At 53.0% G+C, this 16,547-nt stretch carries 13 protein-coding genes; 1 reads left to right on the top strand and 12 read right to left on the bottom strand.

The features are described from left to right. Window position 1: 1 nt before the first annotated feature. The 6 genes from K1558_RS03410 to K1558_RS03385 form a co-directional block, all read right to left on the bottom strand. Window positions 2-1,480 (bottom strand): Na+/H+ antiporter subunit D, encoded by a 1,479-nt coding sequence (locus tag K1558_RS03410; RefSeq protein WP_238649947.1) that lies wholly within the window; start codon window positions 1,478-1,480, stop codon window positions 2-4. After that, a complete protein-coding gene (locus tag K1558_RS03405; RefSeq protein ID WP_238649946.1) occupies window positions 1,473-1,811 on the bottom strand; it encodes a Na(+)/H(+) antiporter subunit C in 339 nt (112 codons plus the stop codon). The genes K1558_RS03410 and K1558_RS03405 overlap by 8 nt, the downstream gene beginning before the upstream one ends. Beyond that, on the bottom strand, window positions 1,811-4,675 hold the full coding sequence (locus tag K1558_RS03400) for a Na+/H+ antiporter subunit A (protein ID WP_238649945.1): 2,865 nt from the start codon (window positions 4,673-4,675) through the stop codon (window positions 1,811-1,813). The genes K1558_RS03405 and K1558_RS03400 overlap by 1 nt, the downstream gene beginning before the upstream one ends. 67 nt (window positions 4,676-4,742) lie before the next feature. Further along, window positions 4,743-5,351, bottom strand: coding sequence for an adenine nucleotide alpha hydrolase family protein (locus tag K1558_RS03395; RefSeq protein ID WP_238649944.1), 609 nt, complete (start codon window positions 5,349-5,351; stop codon window positions 4,743-4,745). 171 nt (window positions 5,352-5,522) lie between these two features. After that, complete coding sequence (locus tag K1558_RS03390) at window positions 5,523-6,365, bottom strand: metallophosphoesterase family protein (RefSeq protein ID WP_238649943.1); 843 nt, start codon at window positions 6,363-6,365, stop codon at window positions 5,523-5,525. Next, complete coding sequence (locus tag K1558_RS03385; RefSeq protein WP_238649942.1) at window positions 6,362-7,024, bottom strand: DUF2625 family protein; 663 nt, start codon at window positions 7,022-7,024, stop codon at window positions 6,362-6,364. The genes K1558_RS03390 and K1558_RS03385 overlap by 4 nt, the downstream gene beginning before the upstream one ends. A gap of 269 nt (window positions 7,025-7,293) precedes the next feature. Between K1558_RS03385 and gdhA the strand changes: the two genes are divergently transcribed. After that, entirely contained in the window at window positions 7,294-8,670 is a 1,377-nt protein-coding gene (gene gdhA / locus K1558_RS03380) for an NADP-specific glutamate dehydrogenase (RefSeq protein WP_420800398.1), read from the top strand. 473 nt (window positions 8,671-9,143) lie between these two features. Here gdhA and K1558_RS03375 read toward each other — a convergent pair whose 3' ends face one another. The 6 genes from K1558_RS03375 to K1558_RS03350 all read right to left on the bottom strand — a co-directional run bounded on the left by K1558_RS03375 (window position 9,144) and on the right by K1558_RS03350 (window position 16,458). Beyond that, window positions 9,144-10,127: a diaminopimelate dehydrogenase gene (locus tag K1558_RS03375; protein WP_238649940.1), complete on the bottom strand. Its 984-nt coding sequence runs from the start codon at window positions 10,125-10,127 to the stop codon at window positions 9,144-9,146. A gap of 197 nt (window positions 10,128-10,324) precedes the next feature. Further along, the gene (locus K1558_RS03370; RefSeq protein ID WP_238649939.1) at window positions 10,325-12,316 is read right to left on the bottom strand and encodes an ABC transporter substrate-binding protein; all 1,992 of its coding nucleotides are present in this window, start codon (window positions 12,314-12,316) and stop codon (window positions 10,325-10,327) included. A 491-nt stretch (window positions 12,317-12,807) separates the two neighbouring features. Beyond that, window positions 12,808-14,400 carry an ABC transporter substrate-binding protein gene (locus K1558_RS03365; RefSeq protein WP_238649938.1) on the bottom strand — a complete coding sequence of 531 codons (1,593 nt, stop codon included), beginning with the start codon at window positions 14,398-14,400 and terminating at the stop codon, window positions 12,808-12,810. 226 nt (window positions 14,401-14,626) lie between these two features. Further along, on the bottom strand, window positions 14,627-15,547 hold the full coding sequence (locus tag K1558_RS03360) for an Rpn family recombination-promoting nuclease/putative transposase (RefSeq protein WP_238649937.1): 921 nt from the start codon (window positions 15,545-15,547) through the stop codon (window positions 14,627-14,629). A 205-nt stretch (window positions 15,548-15,752) separates the two neighbouring features. Continuing rightward, a complete protein-coding gene (locus tag K1558_RS03355) occupies window positions 15,753-16,052 on the bottom strand; it encodes an iron-sulfur cluster assembly accessory protein (protein WP_238649936.1) in 300 nt (99 codons plus the stop codon). An 82-nt stretch (window positions 16,053-16,134) separates the two neighbouring features. Beyond that, a complete protein-coding gene (locus tag K1558_RS03350; RefSeq protein ID WP_238649935.1) occupies window positions 16,135-16,458 on the bottom strand; it encodes a hypothetical protein in 324 nt (107 codons plus the stop codon). Window positions 16,459-16,547 lie beyond the last annotated feature (89 nt).

The following is a 16,547-nucleotide window of genomic DNA, read 5'->3' as shown; positions in this document are numbered from 1 at the left end:
TCTACTCCTTCATGACCGCGTTGATGTACGCAGCCGGATCAGCCAGCACCGTGCCGGCCTGTGAGACATAGCCGTTCACCCACTCCGCGCCGATTCCCATCAGAATTACCAGAATGAACAGTACCGCAGCCGGGGCCATCATGGCCTTGTAATGCCGGGGACGGATCTCCTCTTCGTTCTTCTCGCCTCCCCAGAACACCTGCTGGAACACCTTGACCAATGAATAGAGTACGACGAAGCTGGAAGCCAGAGCAATGAGCGCAAGAACAGTATGCTGCTCCCCGAAGCCGCTGCGGACCATCATGACTTTACCGGCGAAGCCGCTCAGTGGAGGAACCCCCACCAGAGCCAGCGCAAGAACGAAGAACATCCAGCCCGTCCACGGATACCGGCGGATCAGACCGCCCATCAGCCTTAGCTGCTCTGTTCCCGAAGCGGCAAGAATCAGTCCGCCCAGGAAGAACAGCAGCGCCTTGGCAACCATATCGTGCATCAGATAGAAGACTACACCACTCAGGGAATCCTGAGTCGCCACGGCGATGCCGAACGCAATGAAGCCTACGCTAATGACAATATTATAGTTAAAGATCCGGCTAAGATCATTATAAGCCAGCGCTCCAATGGCCCCAAGGATCATGGTGGCCCCGGCCATCCAGCCGATCAGCGAATGCGTCAAGCCCATCTCATGAACAAATATCAGTGAGAACGTGCGGGTGATCGCATACAGTCCAACTTTGGTCAGCAATGCGCCGAACAATGCCCGGACCGCCGCCGGCGGAGCACTGTACGAATCCGGCAGCCAGAAGAACAGCAGCAGCCCCGCCTTCAGCGAGAAGACCAGCAGCAGCAGCACCGCGATCACATTCATAACGCCCCCCTGCCCGGACTCGGCCACCCGCACGGCCAGATGCGCCATATTCAGCGTACCGGTCGCGGCATACAGATAAGCGATAGCTGCTACAAACAAGCTGGAGGAAATCACATTGACGAGAATATATTTCAGTGTCTCCCGCAGCTGGACTCTCGTTCCGCCCAGCACAATCATGGCGTAAGAGGCAACCAGCAGTACCTCGAAGCATACGAACAGGTTAAACAAGTCTCCTGTAAGGAAGGAACCCGACACGCCGGTCAGCAGGAACAGGAAAAACGTATAATAGTAGTGCCGCTCCCGCTCTTCCCCGATGCTGGCGAAGGAGAAGAACAGGCAGGCGGCCCCTACGACGGCCGTTGTCAAGACAAGCAGTGCCGCAAACATATCGGCAACGAACACGATGCCATAGGGTGGTATCCAGCCTCCCATATACAGCGTTTGAATGCCGTCCGTCTTCACTTGATAAACAATCATTAACGCAATGGCAATATTAACGAACACACTGATTGCACTGATGATCCGCTGGAGCATAATGGACTCCTTCAGAAAAATCAGAATGACTCCCGTAAATGCGGGAATCAGCAGAGGCAGCACCAGCAGATTATTCATGGCTCTCCCCCCTTGTCCCTTCCACATCATCCATGCCCGCCGAGCGGTACGCCCGGTAGGCCAGCACAATGAAGAAGGCGGATACGCCGAAGCTGATGACGATGGACGTAAGGATGAGTGCCTGCGGCAACGGATCTACATAACTGTCCGCCTTCTCGCCAAGCAGCGGCGAAGCGCCGGTCTTCAGTCCCGACATCGTCAGCAGCAGCAGATGAACACCGTGAGTGATTAATGTTGTCCCCAGAAGAATACGGAGCAGCCCCTTGGAGAGAACCAGATATACACCTACCGTAAACAAGACACCGATCGCCAGGGCAATTAGGATCTCCATCAGTTATCCCTCCCGATCGTGAAGATAATATTCATCGTGACACCGATAACCGACAGGTAGACACCCAGATCGAACAGCATCGCGGTGGTCAGCTCTGTCTTGCCCATCACCGGCAGGTCGAAGTAGCCGAAGGCTTGAGACAGGAATGGAACATCGAACAAGAAGGAGCCAATCCCAGTGAGAAAAGCAATCATAATTCCAACCCCGATTAACTTGCGGTAATCGACAGGCAGCACCTTCTCCACAAATTCTGTGCCGAAGGCAACTGCGACCAGTATAAGCGCCGCAGCAGCCATCAAGGCCCCTATGAAGCCGCCGCCCGGCTGGTTGTGACCGGCAAAGAACAGGTACAGGGAGAAGGTAATAATTATGACAAAGGCCACTTTGGCCACCGATTGCAGCAGTACATCATTGCTGCGGGCATAACGGGGCAGGTTGCCGGTCAATAAGCTTTCCTCTCCGGCCGGATTGCTGTCCTGGTCAAGCTTCAGCTTGATCATGGAATAGATGGCCAGCGAAGCAAGGCCCAGCACCGTAATTTCAAACATCGTATCGAAGCCGCGGAAATCCACCAGCAGCACGTTGACGATATTTTTGCCGCCGCCAAGCTTGTAGCTGTTCTCAACGAAATAGCTGGAGATCGGCTCAAACGGGCTGCTGCCGAGCGCAGCAAGTGCCACAAGGGTCATGATAGCACCGAATCCGATGGATATCATCAGCTTCGGAACCTTAAGGCGGAAGCGGGTCTTATCGCGCTTCAGCTTCGGCATATGCCGGAAGCAGAGGAGGAACAGCGTGACCGATACCACTTCCACAATCATCTGTGTCAGCGCCAGATCAGGAGCACGGAACAGGATAAAGAGCAGGGTCACCATATACCCGACCATTCCGGTCAACAGGATCGCCGAGACTCTGGACTTCGCGAAGGGAATGGCAAATGTTCCCGCCAATAGCACCAGCACTGCAACAACCTCAAAGAAGGTGAACGGTGCATACTCCCCCTGCCCGAACGTGATGCCTCCGGAATACAGCATTGAACCGCCTACTGCCACAATAATCAGGGTGAAGATATACATCAGATAATGGCGCATCGACCCGGTCATATACAGCCCTGTCAAGGAACGTGACGCCCGCTCGACCAGACGGATACTTCCGTCATAGACCTGGTTCAGTGTAAAACCGCTGCGCCATTCCTTCTCCACGAGACTGAAACGGCCATAGATGCGGTATACAACCACACCCAGCAGGATCACGCCCAGCGTCATCCAGAGCTCGGTGGTGAATCCGTGCCAGAAATAGATATGCACATCAAAGGGAGCGGACGAGGCAAGCTGCGGATAAATCGCATTCATCCCCGGTACAATCAGACTATCTGACAGGATATTCGGGAAGAATCCGGTGACAACCGCCAGCACCGCCAGGATAATAGGAGGAAGCAGCAGACCAAACGGCGCTTCATGCGGCTGTTTGTCCAGCTTCTCCGGCTGAAACTTGCCAAAAAAGGTATGGAATACCATAATCATGCTGTATGCAAAGGTAAATATGCTTGCAATCCAAGCCAGCACCGGGAACAGGGTGAAGAATGATCCGGGGCTGAGGATATCCAGCTGTCTGATATTCAGCACAGCCGTGAAGAACATTTCCTTGCTCAGAAATCCGGCAAACGGCGGAAGGCCCGCCATCGAGAAGCTGCCGATCAGCGCAATCGTGAAGGTAACCGGCATCAGTGATACCAGCCCGCCTAGCTTGCGCAGGTCACGGGTATTCGTCTCATGGTCGACAATCCCGACTACCATGAAGAGCGAACCTTTGAATATGGCATGATTAAACAAGTGAAAAAGTGCAGCCGTTGTTGCGGCGGTATAGAACACAGCCTCTTCCCCCGAGTAGAAGGAAGCGGCCGATCCCATGCCCAGCAGTCCCATAATCAGTCCGAGCTGACTGATGGTGGAATAAGCTAACAGAGCCTTCAGGTCCGTCTGCTTCATCGCCTGGATCGATCCATAGATCAAGGTGATCAGGCCGACGCCCGACACAATCCAAAACCACTCATGTTGCCCCGCAAACACCGGGCTGAAACGTGCCACCAGATAGATTCCCGCCTTCACCATCGTCGCGGAGTGCAGATACGCACTGACCGGAGTCGGCGCTTCCATCGCATCAGGCAGCCAGATATGGAACGGGAACTGGGCCGACTTGGTGAAGGCGCCCAGCAGAATCAGCAGCATCGCCGGCAGGAACAGTGCGTGTCCGCTGATGTCGCCAAGCTGGCTCCAGATCTCGCGGATGCTGAAGGTACCGGTCATGACATACAGCATCAGGAAGCCTGCGAACATCGCCAGACCGCCGAAGACTGTAATCAGCATGGACTTCTGCGCACCATAGCGTGACTTCTGTCTCCGGTGCCAGTAGGCGATCAGCAGGAATGAGGATACACTTGTCATTTCCCAGAATCCGTATAACACCATCAGATTGTCGGACAGCACAACCCCGAGCATAGCCCCCATGAACAACAGAAGATAGACGTAGAACGGCGTGAGCTCTTCCTTGCGTTTGTCCAGATAAAAAATTGAATAGATGAAGACAAGCGTACCCATTCCTGTGATTAACAAGGCAAACAACAGACTGAGTCCATCGAGATGAAATACCAGATTAATGCCAAGGGAGGGCATCCACGGCACAGTCTCATAGCCGGAATCGCCTCCCTTGATGACTGGAATCCGGGTTAAGAAGTAGATGAATAGCATGAGCGGCGCGGCTAATACCAGCCAGCCTCTATGAAGCTTGCGGAACCTCCCGCGCAGCAGTGCGATTATCAGGGCCAGAAGAAACGGAACCAGAACGGTGATATGCAGCAATGGCAAACCTCCTTTTCCAATCTATAGTATAAGGTTGTGAACACTGGTACTTACTTCCTGAAAACAAAACCGCTTACAGCTTATCAGCTAATGTCCCTTCACAGATATGCAGGTATCTGGCTTTGCCGTCTTGTTCAATTCTGAACAGGCCATTCTCAAATTCGGTATGCAGCTCGTGAAAAAATTTGCCTTTGATGGCATCTGTACCTTCAGGCTCGTCGCTGAGCTGGTACACGCCCTCATTCTTCACCAGATAGGCAATTACGCCTTCTTCATGCGTCTCTTCCAGACCGGCACGCATCCGCTGCACGGCCACCACATGCAGATCCATCATCTTCATCTTGCTGATCAGCTCATTAACGAAATTGCGCTTGGTCAGCTCCTGCCACAAGGTCTGGGCGGATTGCCCGATGATGATCTGCGTCACTTCTTTCTCTTCCGCAGCTTCAACAATGACATCCGTTGTCTTGCGGCCCCGGCGCTTGCGTATCATAAACTCAGCCCCGGCTTCTTCTGCCAGGCGCTTCCAGACAGACATATACATTTCTTTGCTCTGATTATATTCATCACTGTCTGAAGTATCCACATTTAGGACATAGAGCGGTGCCCCGATCAGCTCGGACAACTGGACTCCACGCCGGATCAAACGCTCGCCATGCGGACCGTAATGAACACATACCATAATCTTTTCCTTATGAATGACTTTCGCCCTCCTGTTAACATGGGCCGAAAATACAAAAGGAGCCTAATGGCGTTAGGCCCCTTTCTGTTGTTTCAAACCCTGAAAGTTATACCTAAATTATATCTATTCCGATGCTGTTTGTAAAGTTTACGGACAAGCTTGTGTTTGGTTTCAGCCAGCCGGGGTGAATACAAGCACTCTTCCGTCTGAATTTAGAAGCTGGACACCGTCCGCAAGCTCTGCCAGCGGCCGGTTCCAGTGGACATGCCCGCTGCAGACCAGTATCTCCGGCCCGGACTCAAGCCGCTCTCGGATGCCTGCATGTCCCGGCAGCCCGGCTCCCGGCAGGTCCGGGCTCTGGTGCAGCAGCAGCAGATCGGGTCCGCGTTGCAGCAACCCTTCCAGCTGCTCAAGATACTCCTTCTCCGGCGTGCGGTTCGGCCGGTCCGCCCTTCCGGTAACGCCTCCAAGTCCAGCTATACGCAGCTCATGATGGTGCAGGATTCCTGGCTCGGAGAAGAGGTGAATACCCGCTGCCGCTGCAAGCTCTGCTTCCCCCTCCGAGGTCAGAAGATCGTGGTTGCCGTTCACGCCGATTACCGTCCCGAATCTGCGGCGGAAGGCCCGCCACACCGGCAGCGGATTGCCGCTTGCGCCTCTTATTGCAGTATCTCCGTATAGATCACCGCATAAACAGACCAGCACCTTCTCCGGCCGGATACCCGGCAGATAGAGGGGAAGCAGGTTCTCCAGCGTCCCGGCAACCTTCTCTCCCACCAACATATCCCCATATCCGCCATTTTCAGAAAGGGCAATTCCCTGAAGATCAGAGGCGACAATCAGCGCCTCCACCGCCACCGGCAGTCCCTGCATCTCCCCCAGGTAAATCGGCAGTCCGCCATAGATTATTCCCTGGCTGCCGGGAGCAGCGCTGACAAAGGGGACAACCTCCAGCGGTTCTTCAGTTACCGATATGACTCTAAGCCGCCCGCGTCCGGCTTTACGCCGCTTCATTCTGCGCCCGCATTTCTCGCTGTCTCCCAGGCTTCAAGAAGCGGAAGCGGCGTTTTGCTGCTCCGGGAACCGCTGCCCTCCTTCGTCCACAGAGGCGGGTAATATCCAAAGACCTGATCTGGTGCAAGCTGCTGCATCTCCTCTTCCCAGCCCTCCCAGCGGAATGTCTCATAGAACAGGTCCAGGTCCCCTTCCGCCAGCCAGCTGATGAATCCGGAATAGTTCAATTCAGTGTTCTCCCAGACTTGCGCATCCGGGGCATAATAATAGATATGACCGCTCTGTCCGAACCGCCCTGTATCCAGTCCGAAGAAGCCTCCTGCAGCGTCATAAGCCACGACCAGAAGGCCCGGCAGTGCTTGTATATCCTGTGTCTCCTCAAGACCGTTCCAGGAGGCCAGGCTTCCACAGATGCCCTCAGCGCCTGCGCCAAGCAGGGTAAGCCAGCCATGCTCGAATACAATACCTCCGGTCTCATAGGCAACCGCTCCAAGATAGGATTTAGTGCTCACCTGAAGACGGACGAGCGTCCGGGCCGCAGCCTCTGGCTCTGCCGGAGCTAGCCGGTAGGTACGCGGCCCTTGGCTCAGCAGCTTCCTGATCTCCTCCCACGCATGGTTCTCTACATCTACTAATTCTGTTACAGATCGCAAGTGCATATACTGACGCCTCTCTCTCAATATCCTATTTGTCACTACCTATAATTACCCCATGGATAGGGAAATGCAATCCGAAATTGACCAGAGGTTTATTAACATTCTGCCGCATATATCTGGCATGGTATGTAAGGTTCATAGAATTTCTTAATGGCCTTGCCAAAAATAATTGATTGGCAAATTGATGTCAGGTTTTATAGAATTCTTTTAAATTCTAAATAACACGGGATTGCCCGAAATACAACAGACAGGGAGTGCTTGCCAAAGTGTCCATCGTTCCTACAGCAACTACAGAGGTTTCCAATGAGGCTGTGCAGTATGTGCAGCAGATTTATGCGGAGGTCCAGAAGCGTGATCCGCAGGAGCCTGAATTTCATCAGGCCGTTCAGGAATTCCTCGAGAGTATTACCCCCGTTCTGACCCGCCATCCGAAGTACATGGAGCAGGGAATTCTGGAGCGTCTGGTAGAGCCTGAGCGCAGCGTTTCCTTCCGTGTTCCTTGGGTAGATGATGCCGGCCGTACCCGGGTCAACCGCGGTTTCCGCATCCAGTACAACAGTGCAATCGGACCATATAAAGGCGGTCTGCGCTTCCATCCCTCCGTATATCTCGGCATTGTGAAATTTCTGGGCTTTGAACAGATTTTCAAGAATGCGCTGACCGGACTGCCAATGGGCGGAGGCAAGGGAGGCAGTGATTTCGATCCCAAGGATAAGTCGGATCAGGAGGTTATGCGCTTCACTCAGAGCTTCATGACCGAGTTGTACCGCCATATCGGGCAGGATACCGATGTTCCAGCTGGCGATATCGGTGTCGGCGCACGGGAGATCGGCTATATGTTCGGCCAATACAAACGGATTCACGGGGGCCACACCGCCGGAGTACTTACCGGCAAAGGGCTGCTGTACGGAGGCAGTCTCGCACGCAAGGAAGCGACCGGTTATGGCTGTGTATACTTCGTGCAGGAGATGCTGGCCGAACGCGGAGCCAGCTTCAAGGACCGCAAGGTAGTTGTCTCGGGCTCCGGGAATGTCTCCATCTACGCCATCGAGAAGGCACAGCAGCTTGGAGCGCTCGTCATCGCCTGCAGTGATTCGAATGGTTATATTCATGATCCGCAAGGCATCAATCTGGATACCGTCAAAAGATTGAAGGAAACGGAACGCCTGCGCATCAGCGAATACGTTAAGGAGCATCCGCATGCTGAATATGTGGAGGGCTGCAGCGGAATCTGGAGCATTCCATGCGACATCGCGCTGCCTTGTGCCACCCAGAACGAGCTGGACAAGGCCGCTGCCGGGCAGCTTATTCTGAACGGAGTCCAGGCCATTGGCGAAGGGGCCAATATGCCGACCACCATCGACGCGGTGGAGCTGTTCCTGGAGAATCAGGTGCTGTTCGGACCGGCCAAGGCCGCCAATGCCGGCGGTGTAGCCGTCTCGGGCCTGGAGATGAGCCAGAACAGCATGCGGCTGTCGTGGACCTTTGAGGAGGTCGATGAGAAGTTGCAGGGCATTATGAAGAATATCTACCAGAGAACCGTACAGGCCGCAGAGGAGTACGGTGTGGCCGGCAACCTGGTCGCCGGAGCCAACATCGCCGGCTTCCTGAGAGTCGCAGATACGATGATCGCACAGGGTGTTGTGTAATATTGATTCTAAAAAGAGAGGTGTACCCGAATGCCATGATGAATGGCCGGGGACACCTCTTGTTTGTTGTTGAAGCTCAATAGCTGCGCTAGCCGCGTCTGTTTGTGGCTAGACCGTTTACACCCGGCGGCTTCAGGTGCACTAATGCTCCTCAGACACCTTGTTTAGTTTCAGTAAGTTCAAGTTTGTTTCCGCTCTCAAGCCACTGCCGCCCGCACCTGCGGGATTTATCCCTTTGATCTCATCCTCCAGCCCACTTCCAGCGCCACTTGAGGGATTTATCCCTTTGATTTCACCTTATAGCCTACTTCCTGCGCCATCTGAGGGATTTATCCCTTTGACATCACCCTCCAACCCACTTCGCGGCTCACCAGAGGGATTTATCCCTTTGGATATCCCTCTATCAGGCCAGCCGCTGCTCGGCGATACAGCACAAAGGGCAGCCCCTTAAGAGCTGCCCTCACACACCTTTCCTACAGGAGCTCGCGCCGCAGCTCCTCAGCCGATCTCGGCGACAGGTGGCCGAGCGGGATGTCGAACACCGTCTTGGCACCGGTGTGGCCTTCACGCTTCAGGCGGACCGCTGCACGGGCATAGGCGGCCAGCACACTGGCGGTGAATTCCGGGTTGCTGTCCAGCTTCAGCCCGAATTCGGCAATCTGCTTGCTGCCGCTTCCGGTCACTCCGCTGCGGATGACGAAGCCGCCATGCGGCATCCCGGAGTGCTTCGCAGCCAGCTCTTCAGCCGATACGAAGTTGACGGTTGTATCATAATCAGCGAAATAATTCGGCATCTCCACAATGCTCCGGGTAATGGCTTCGCGGTCAGCCCCTTCTTCAGCTACCACGTAGCACTCGCGGCGGTGCTTCTCACGGGTAGACAGCTGCGGCGTCTCGCCTCCGCGGATGCTGTCAATAACCTCCTGCACAGGGATGGTGTATTGCACGCCAGCCTTCACGCCTGGAACACGGCGGATCGCATCCGAATGCCCCTGGCTGACCCCGGTGCCCCAGAACGTATAATCCTCGCCGACCGGCAGGATGGACTGCATGAGCAGGCGGTTCATCGAGAACATTCCCGGGTCCCAGCCCGTGGAGATGACGCTGACTGAGCCGCCTTCCTGTGCGGACTTGTCCACAGCTGTGAAGAATTCGGGAATTTTGGCATGGGTGTCGAAGCTGTCAACGGTATTGAACCACCGGGCCAGCTGCGGGGTCTGCTCAGGCAGGTCAGTTGCAGAGCCGCCGCACAGAATCATTACATCAATTTTGCCTATATACTCTTCAGCTGCGGAGATATGCTCTGTTACTGTGCCTGTAATCTCAGCGAGCTGCTGCGGCTCTCTGCGGGTGAAGATGGCGACCAGCTCCATGTCAGGATTCTGCGCAATCGCCTGCTGTACCCCCTTACCCAAATTTCCGTAACCGACAATACCTACTCTAATTGGTGAAGTCATATTTACTGTAATCCTCCCTTGCCGGGTAACCCCGAGATGATGAATCCTTCAAAAGTTAAGTATATATACATCACACCAAATGTAAACAATTAAGTTGCCAAGCCGCAGCAGATCAGCAAAGAAGACCAGCATTCTCTCCACGAGATTACTGATCTTCACAACCCTATCAACGAATTATTTTACCCGGACCTCCAGCCTTACGGTGCTGTCTTCAGCAGACTTTTCGTAATGAAATCAAGTTGTGCCTCCAGCGAGATCGGATCGTTGTAGAAGGAGCCCTTCTCATCAATGAAATAGACCTGACCATTCTTCACTGCGGGAAGAGACTTCCAGATCTCACTGTCATAGACGACATTCGCATCCCCGTCATCCCAGCCCCAATTGCTGGTGAAAATATAATCTCCGGCATACTCCGGCAGCAATTCTAACGACAGGTCTCCGCCGAAGCCTTCTCCGTCAATCAGGGTGGTGCGGACAATCTCCGGCGCTTTCAGGCCAAGATCCCTATATAGAATTTCACCGCCTCTTCCGCCTTTGTCGCCCCAGGCATAGATGCCCTTCGCATACGGCTGGAGAATCGACACGGTTTTATCACCAACCACTTCAGCGATTTTCGGCTTCACTTCGGCGATCTTCGCATTCCACGAATCAATCCATTGCTGTGCCTCGGCCTCTTTGCCGGTAATTTTGCCGAATTCCAGCAGCAGGTCCTGCGGTGTTCCCCCGCCGTACTTCAGTCTGACCACCGGGGCGATCTTCGAGAGCTGCTCGTACTGAGCGTCTTCCATATAGTCAAACATAAGAATCAGATCAGGATCCAGCTTCAGAATCGCCTCCGCATTCGGATCCTTGCCGATATTCACAATGTGGTCCAGCCGTCCTTCATGAAAAGGATTCTTCAGTGAATCATCGGCGGCGGCGACCGGCTTCACTCCGAGCACCAGCAAATTGCCGATGGCACTGCCGGTCAGGTCAATGATCCGTTGCGGATTCGCTGGAATGGTTACGTCTCCATTACTGTCTCTGTAGATTTTGGTTGCTGCCGCTGCTTGTCCTGCATCTGTGCTGCTCCCCGCAGTATCCTGGCTGGCCGCTGCCGTCGGCTGCGCCGAAGGGCTGCCGTTTACACTGCCATTTGCTGGTGTTGCCGCGCCGGAACAAGCGCTTAACAGTAAGGTGACACATATGAATAAGGCTGCTGCAGCCAAAGATGCCCCCCTGTTTCTTTTTAACACAGGTAATCCCCCTTTAAGATACGAATGATAATGATTCTCAGCTCTTGGGTTACTATAGCATCCGGGCTCGGGGTCCACAAGGGCAATTCTCGGATAAGCAGCAGGCAATTCTCGTACACCATCCTCTGTTCTGAATTTCAGTTTGAACTGTACCGGAGGCATGCCAAACTGTCTCTTGAAGTTACGGCTGAAGGTGTGGGCATCCGGGTAACCTGTCCGCTCAGCGATCTCCTGCAGGCTAAGCTCCGTGTGCAGCAGATCATGTGCCGCCTTATCCATGCGGATTCGGGTCAGCACACGGATGGGGCTGGCCTGCAGCCGGCTTGAGAACAGCTTGCTCAAGAAGCTTACGCTGCAATCAAACCGTTCTGCCAGAGTAACCAGCGTAAGCTGCTCCCTGTAATGCTCCTCCATATACCTCAGCACCTGAACCAGCAAATCCGGCTGGACCGGCTGAATCCCCTGCTGCTTCATCTGCCATAACAGTTCATGAACGAATTGCAGGAACAGCGACCTTACATAGATATGCTGCAGCGGATCAGCGGTAAGCCACCCGGAATGCATCTGTTCCAGCCTTGTCAGCAGCTCCACCGGATAAGACGGGCCGAAGGTGTATTGAAGCCGGGTAGGATTCTCCCGTTCCAAATGCATGACAATGCTGGACGGGGGCAGCATCAGCACTGCCTTATAGAGCACAAGCAGGTATTCAAAAGCCTCCTCCGCCCGCACTGCAAGTACAGCTCCCCGTCCGCCATGCGCCAGCTGATTGCGCCCCAAGGTGACTCTCAGCTCATCCAGATGTACCAGCGCCTGTCCCTGAACAGCATACAGAAAGGCGCTGGACGGCAGCCGGTAATGCGGGATTTCCGAGCCTGCCGGAAGGCTCCCGCTGCGGATATCCATGATTTTGACCGATGCATGGCTCCACCACTTCATATGATCATTCAGATTCATCTCAGTTCTCCGTTTATATTAAATTCCGTTTAGTCATATACCGGTTACTGTCATTATAATTGATAACCGTTCTCATTCATACTGTCTTCCGCATCGTTTCCGCACAAACAAGCAGGAGAGTGCTCCCCCGCCTGCCCGCTTTTTCTCAACACATAGCCGTCTGCTGTGTACGTATACTTCTGTACAGCACTGTCCGGCATGCCGATAGCTGCTACAGACAGTTCCCCTGCCGGGGTAATCTTTGCCTCTACCAATGCGGAGTTTCCATAGAGAGCGGCATTAAGCGAGACTTCCTTTGGGCACAACAGCCAGTGCGGCCTTGTCCTCCGCCTGATTCGGCGCTAAAGACAGCATAGCCTGCCAAAATGTCCCCAGAGTGACGGCAAGATGAACAGCAGATGAACTCGGCAAAAGAATTAAAAGCAGCGGCTCTCCATTTACGGAGAACCGCTGCTTTTTTTGATGGTACGATATATTGAGATTGGGCTAATCTATTGCCCTGACTTCGCCAGGAATTCATCAATCTGCCGCTGGACCTCTGCGATGATCGTATCGATTCCGGCAGCCTTCACCTGCTGCTGGAGCTTAGCCAGACCGGCATCTACATCCTTCACTGTACCATATTCCAGCGGAATGCCGTATTGCAGCATCACGTTACCGACGTTGGCGACCTCAGTCTTCACCTTGCTGTTATCGAAGACAAAGGTCTCCAGCGGATAGTGATAGACCTCACCTTCCCATTTGTCAGTCAGCGTAGTGGCTTCTGCCGGGAAGGAAGCGTTATCCCGGTTCAGCGGCGAGTTGAAGCCCCAATTGGAGAAGCCGGTGTAGTTGGCATTCTTCTCGGCATTCGTGAACTTGTCATCACCGACCGGATTATAATGCACAGCCGTAATGCCGTTCATGACCAGATCATGCAGTTCCTTATCGTTCTGGAGCAGATCAATCATCATCAGCGCCCGTTCCGGGTTCTTGGAGGTAGAGTGAATCGCTACGCCGTTCTGTGTAGAGACGGCAACGGATTTTTTCTTATCCGGGTTGATATCGGCCAGAGCCAGCTCATACGGGGAGTTCTTCTCCCGCATATCGGTTATCAGAGCCCCAAGTGTACCCAGGTTGTGGGTGATGGAGGCAGCCTTGCCTGCCTTGAATTCCTGCTGGTGGTCCAGCTTGCTGTTCAGCGCACTCTTCGACCAGGCGTTGTGCTCAGCCAGATCCTTATAGTAGTAGACAAGCTCCTTGAATTCAGGAGTCTCATATAAGTTGAATACCTTGCCGGTTGGATCGTCCAGCTTGAAGCCCATCGGCAGATCCAGGTCGAACAGATTCCATTCGGTCTGCTGCTTCAGGAGAATCCGGTCCAGATTATGCAGCTTCCAGTCCCCGGTCTCCGGCACGAACGGTGTGATGCCCTTCTCCTTCTCGGCTACAGTCTTGAGATAATTCGCATACGATTCCGGGCTGTTGATCTCCGGCAGATTGTATTTCTTGCGCAGATCCTCACGATACAGAATCAGCTTCTCTACCGTCTCTCCGCGGTTCTGAGGCACCATATAGAGCTTACCGTTCACCTTCGCCTGGCCCCAGCCTACCTCTGGCATGGCCTTCCAGGTCATCGGAGTGTACTTCTGAAGCATCTCATCGGTCAGCTCCAGGAATCCGCCTTTGAGCGCCTGATCGTTATATCCCGCCCAGTTGGCGGCATAGATCATATCGAAATCCTCGTTAGCCGCCAGCTTCAGCGGATATTTCTGCGCCCAGTCCGACCAGTCCAGGAACTCGCCTTCCAAGGTCGCATTGATTTTCTCCTTCAGCTTCTTATTGATCTCTCCGAATACCTGGTCATAATCGACCGGCTTCGGTCCTACGAAGATCATCTTCAGGGTGACAGGCTGGGATGTATCCACTGCGCCGGAATCCGTGGCTGGCTGATTAGTTCCGGCTGCTTCAGTTGCAGCGGCTGAGGCCTGCGGCTCCGGTGCGTTCCCACCGGCGTTACCGTTACCGCCTCCGCAAGCGCTAAGCAGAGAGATCATCAGAATACTGGACATCAGTGTCATTGCTTTTTTCTTATTCACTAGCATTTCCCCCCAGCAATATGTGTGTAATCGCTTACAACAACAGTATAATCAAAAATCAAGGCCCGGCTAAGTATAGCCAATCAACGATAATGCATACTTTTGCAACGACTTTAAGGACGGGATAACATAATATTCCTGAAAAATAGCCCATCACAAAATAACCACAAACATATAAATTCCTATTCTAAAAAAGACCCAGGGCAGCTTCGCCCCGGGTCTGTATTCAAAGTCACATCAGCTTTTTAATTTCATCCAGCGGCAATTCAACGGCTTTGGATACCGCCTCGGGAGAAAATCCGTTGAGCAGCAGTTTACGGATAATCTCCGCCTGGCCTTTCTGCATACCTTTCTCCATACCTTTCTCCATACCTTCCGCAATACCCTCTTCATATCCCCAACGCTTCCAAGCTGGCATGAGTTCCATAATGACTTCTCCCTCCTCCGGGTAGTGATCAATTAATTCTCTTAGAATTTCCTCATCCTGTGCACGGTCCGGCTTGAAGTACAGATCCGCTACTGACATAATCAATGCCAATCTGCCTTGATCCAGCCGCGCTCTCAGCTTCATGAACATCCGCAGGAATTCCCGGCGCACGTCTCTCGCTTCTCTTGTAGTATACCCCATCTTCGCCAATAACGCAGCAGCCACCGCATTATCCGAATCGATGAACCGGCGCCAGTTCTGCTTGCGCAGCTCCACCTTAAGAAACTGGAAGCGCAGAATGTTGTGTTCCGGGATGGACATCTCCAGCGTGTCCTGTTCCTCTCTAACCTCATCCGAGGTGAAAATCGCAATAGGGATAATCAGCTTATGATCTTTGCGGTAGCGCTCGAATAGGCGGCTGAAATAGATAAACATTCTTTGGCGAAATTCATGATCCTTGTACGATTGCGGCTCCAGGTGAATCAGAATATAGCCGTCCAGCCCTTTGTAGCGGGTCTCCAGCAGCAGATCCAGCTCCCGCGCCTCTTCGCCGACAATGTCCACCAGCAATTCCTGCATCAGAAACCGGGTCTCACTATAGTCGAGCATAGCATTCAGCTCAGGAAAGAACAGCTCAATAAATTCCTGAAAAAACGTCTCCAGCAGCTTCTTAAATGCTTCATCATGTGGTATCGATATATCTGTCGCCTCCCCATTCAAGCTCATAAGCTTATCTCATATAATTATATTCCATTAAATTGGGTTTTCATATGATAAAAGGAACATACATTCTCATTTATATATGCTAACCCGGCTCCATATTCGATTCTCCAAAAATCCGGCAGCAAAAAAACGGCACCATCCTACCAGCCTTAATCAGCTGGTTAGACAGTGCCGTCCTTCGGCAACTCAGATCATACGCTTTTGCTGCTTATTTCTCCAGGAACCCGGTAGACGGGTTCGTGATGAAGAAGCCTTCCTGCGGCACATAGAAATACTGAATCCATACGCCGTCCAGCAGCGGCTCGCGTGTATCGAGCAGAACCTCGATATCCTTATCGGTAGCGACCACTTCATCGTGCTCCGTTGGTGTATCCAGAGTGACATCATAGTGTCCATGGTCTCCGTGATTCTGGGTGATGACCACGCGGATCTTCTTGCCTTCCGCCTCCGGGCTATTCAGCATCTCTTTCAATACCTTGGCGGCATTACGGTTAATTTTCACTTTCATCCTATGGCGACCTCAATTCTTGTTAATATGCAATAAGATATTCATTATAACATATTATAAGGTGCTATAGATAATTAAGTGGTTATTGCGCCTGTTGGCCCGCCAGGGAGGCTAATACTTCATTCGTAATGTCTTTGCCCCCTCTGAAGTTAGTGATAAGTGCACCAATGGAATAGATCGGCCCCCAAGGAATTCCCCACCAGCCCAGCAGCAGCGTAAACAGGGTGTACTTCAGTCCTTTCTTAACGGAGCCCTCATCGGCCCGGATGAAGTAGATGTTGGAGCTGCGTCTGAAGGTTACCAGAATGATAGAGAAGCAATAGGTGTACACCACAAATTTGCCGCCCTGCTGAATCTGGCTCATGATATTGCCGCCATCCATATTCTCGATCCCTTTGATGATCATAGGAATTCCCCTTTAACGGTTTTTTATTATCCTTTTACCGCCAGGGATTCCGAACTGAAACAGCCTTCATCATCAAAAATGGATTCGGC

Source organism: Paenibacillus piscarius, assembly GCF_022234545.1.
GTDB classification, from domain to species: domain Bacteria; phylum Bacillota; class Bacilli; order Paenibacillales; family Paenibacillaceae; genus Paenibacillus_AQ; species Paenibacillus_AQ piscarius.
Note: the sequence above shows the minus strand (reverse complement) of the source record. Positions and strands in the feature narration are given on the sequence as shown.

Bases quoted from the DNA above. Each gene is read 5' to 3' on its own strand.
- K1558_RS03410 (WP_238649947.1), bottom strand. From the start codon at position 1,480: ATGAATAATCTGCTGGTGCTGCCTCTGCTGATTCCCGCATTTACGGGA.
- K1558_RS03405 (WP_238649946.1), bottom strand. From the start codon at position 1,811: ATGGAGATCCTAATTGCCCTGGCGATCGGTGTCTTGTTTACGGTAGGT.
- K1558_RS03395 (WP_238649944.1), bottom strand. From the start codon at position 5,351: ATGGTATGTGTTCATTACGGTCCGCATGGCGAGCGTTTGATCCGGCGT.
- K1558_RS03390 (WP_238649943.1), bottom strand. From the start codon at position 6,365: ATGAAGCGGCGTAAAGCCGGACGCGGGCGGCTTAGAGTCATATCGGTA.
- K1558_RS03385 (WP_238649942.1), bottom strand. From the start codon at position 7,024: ATGCACTTGCGATCTGTAACAGAATTAGTAGATGTAGAGAACCATGCG.
- K1558_RS03375 (WP_238649940.1), bottom strand. From the start codon at position 10,127: ATGACTTCACCAATTAGAGTAGGTATTGTCGGTTACGGAAATTTGGGT.
- K1558_RS03370 (WP_238649939.1), bottom strand. From the start codon at position 12,316: ATGAATCTGAATGATCATATGAAGTGGTGGAGCCATGCATCGGTCAAA.
- K1558_RS03365 (WP_238649938.1), bottom strand. From the start codon at position 14,400: ATGCTAGTGAATAAGAAAAAAGCAATGACACTGATGTCCAGTATTCTG.
- K1558_RS03360 (WP_238649937.1), bottom strand. From the start codon at position 15,547: ATGAGCTTGAATGGGGAGGCGACAGATATATCGATACCACATGATGAA.
- K1558_RS03355 (WP_238649936.1), bottom strand. From the start codon at position 16,052: ATGAAAGTGAAAATTAACCGTAATGCCGCCAAGGTATTGAAAGAGATG.
- K1558_RS03350 (WP_238649935.1), bottom strand. From the start codon at position 16,458: ATGATCATCAAAGGGATCGAGAATATGGATGGCGGCAATATCATGAGC.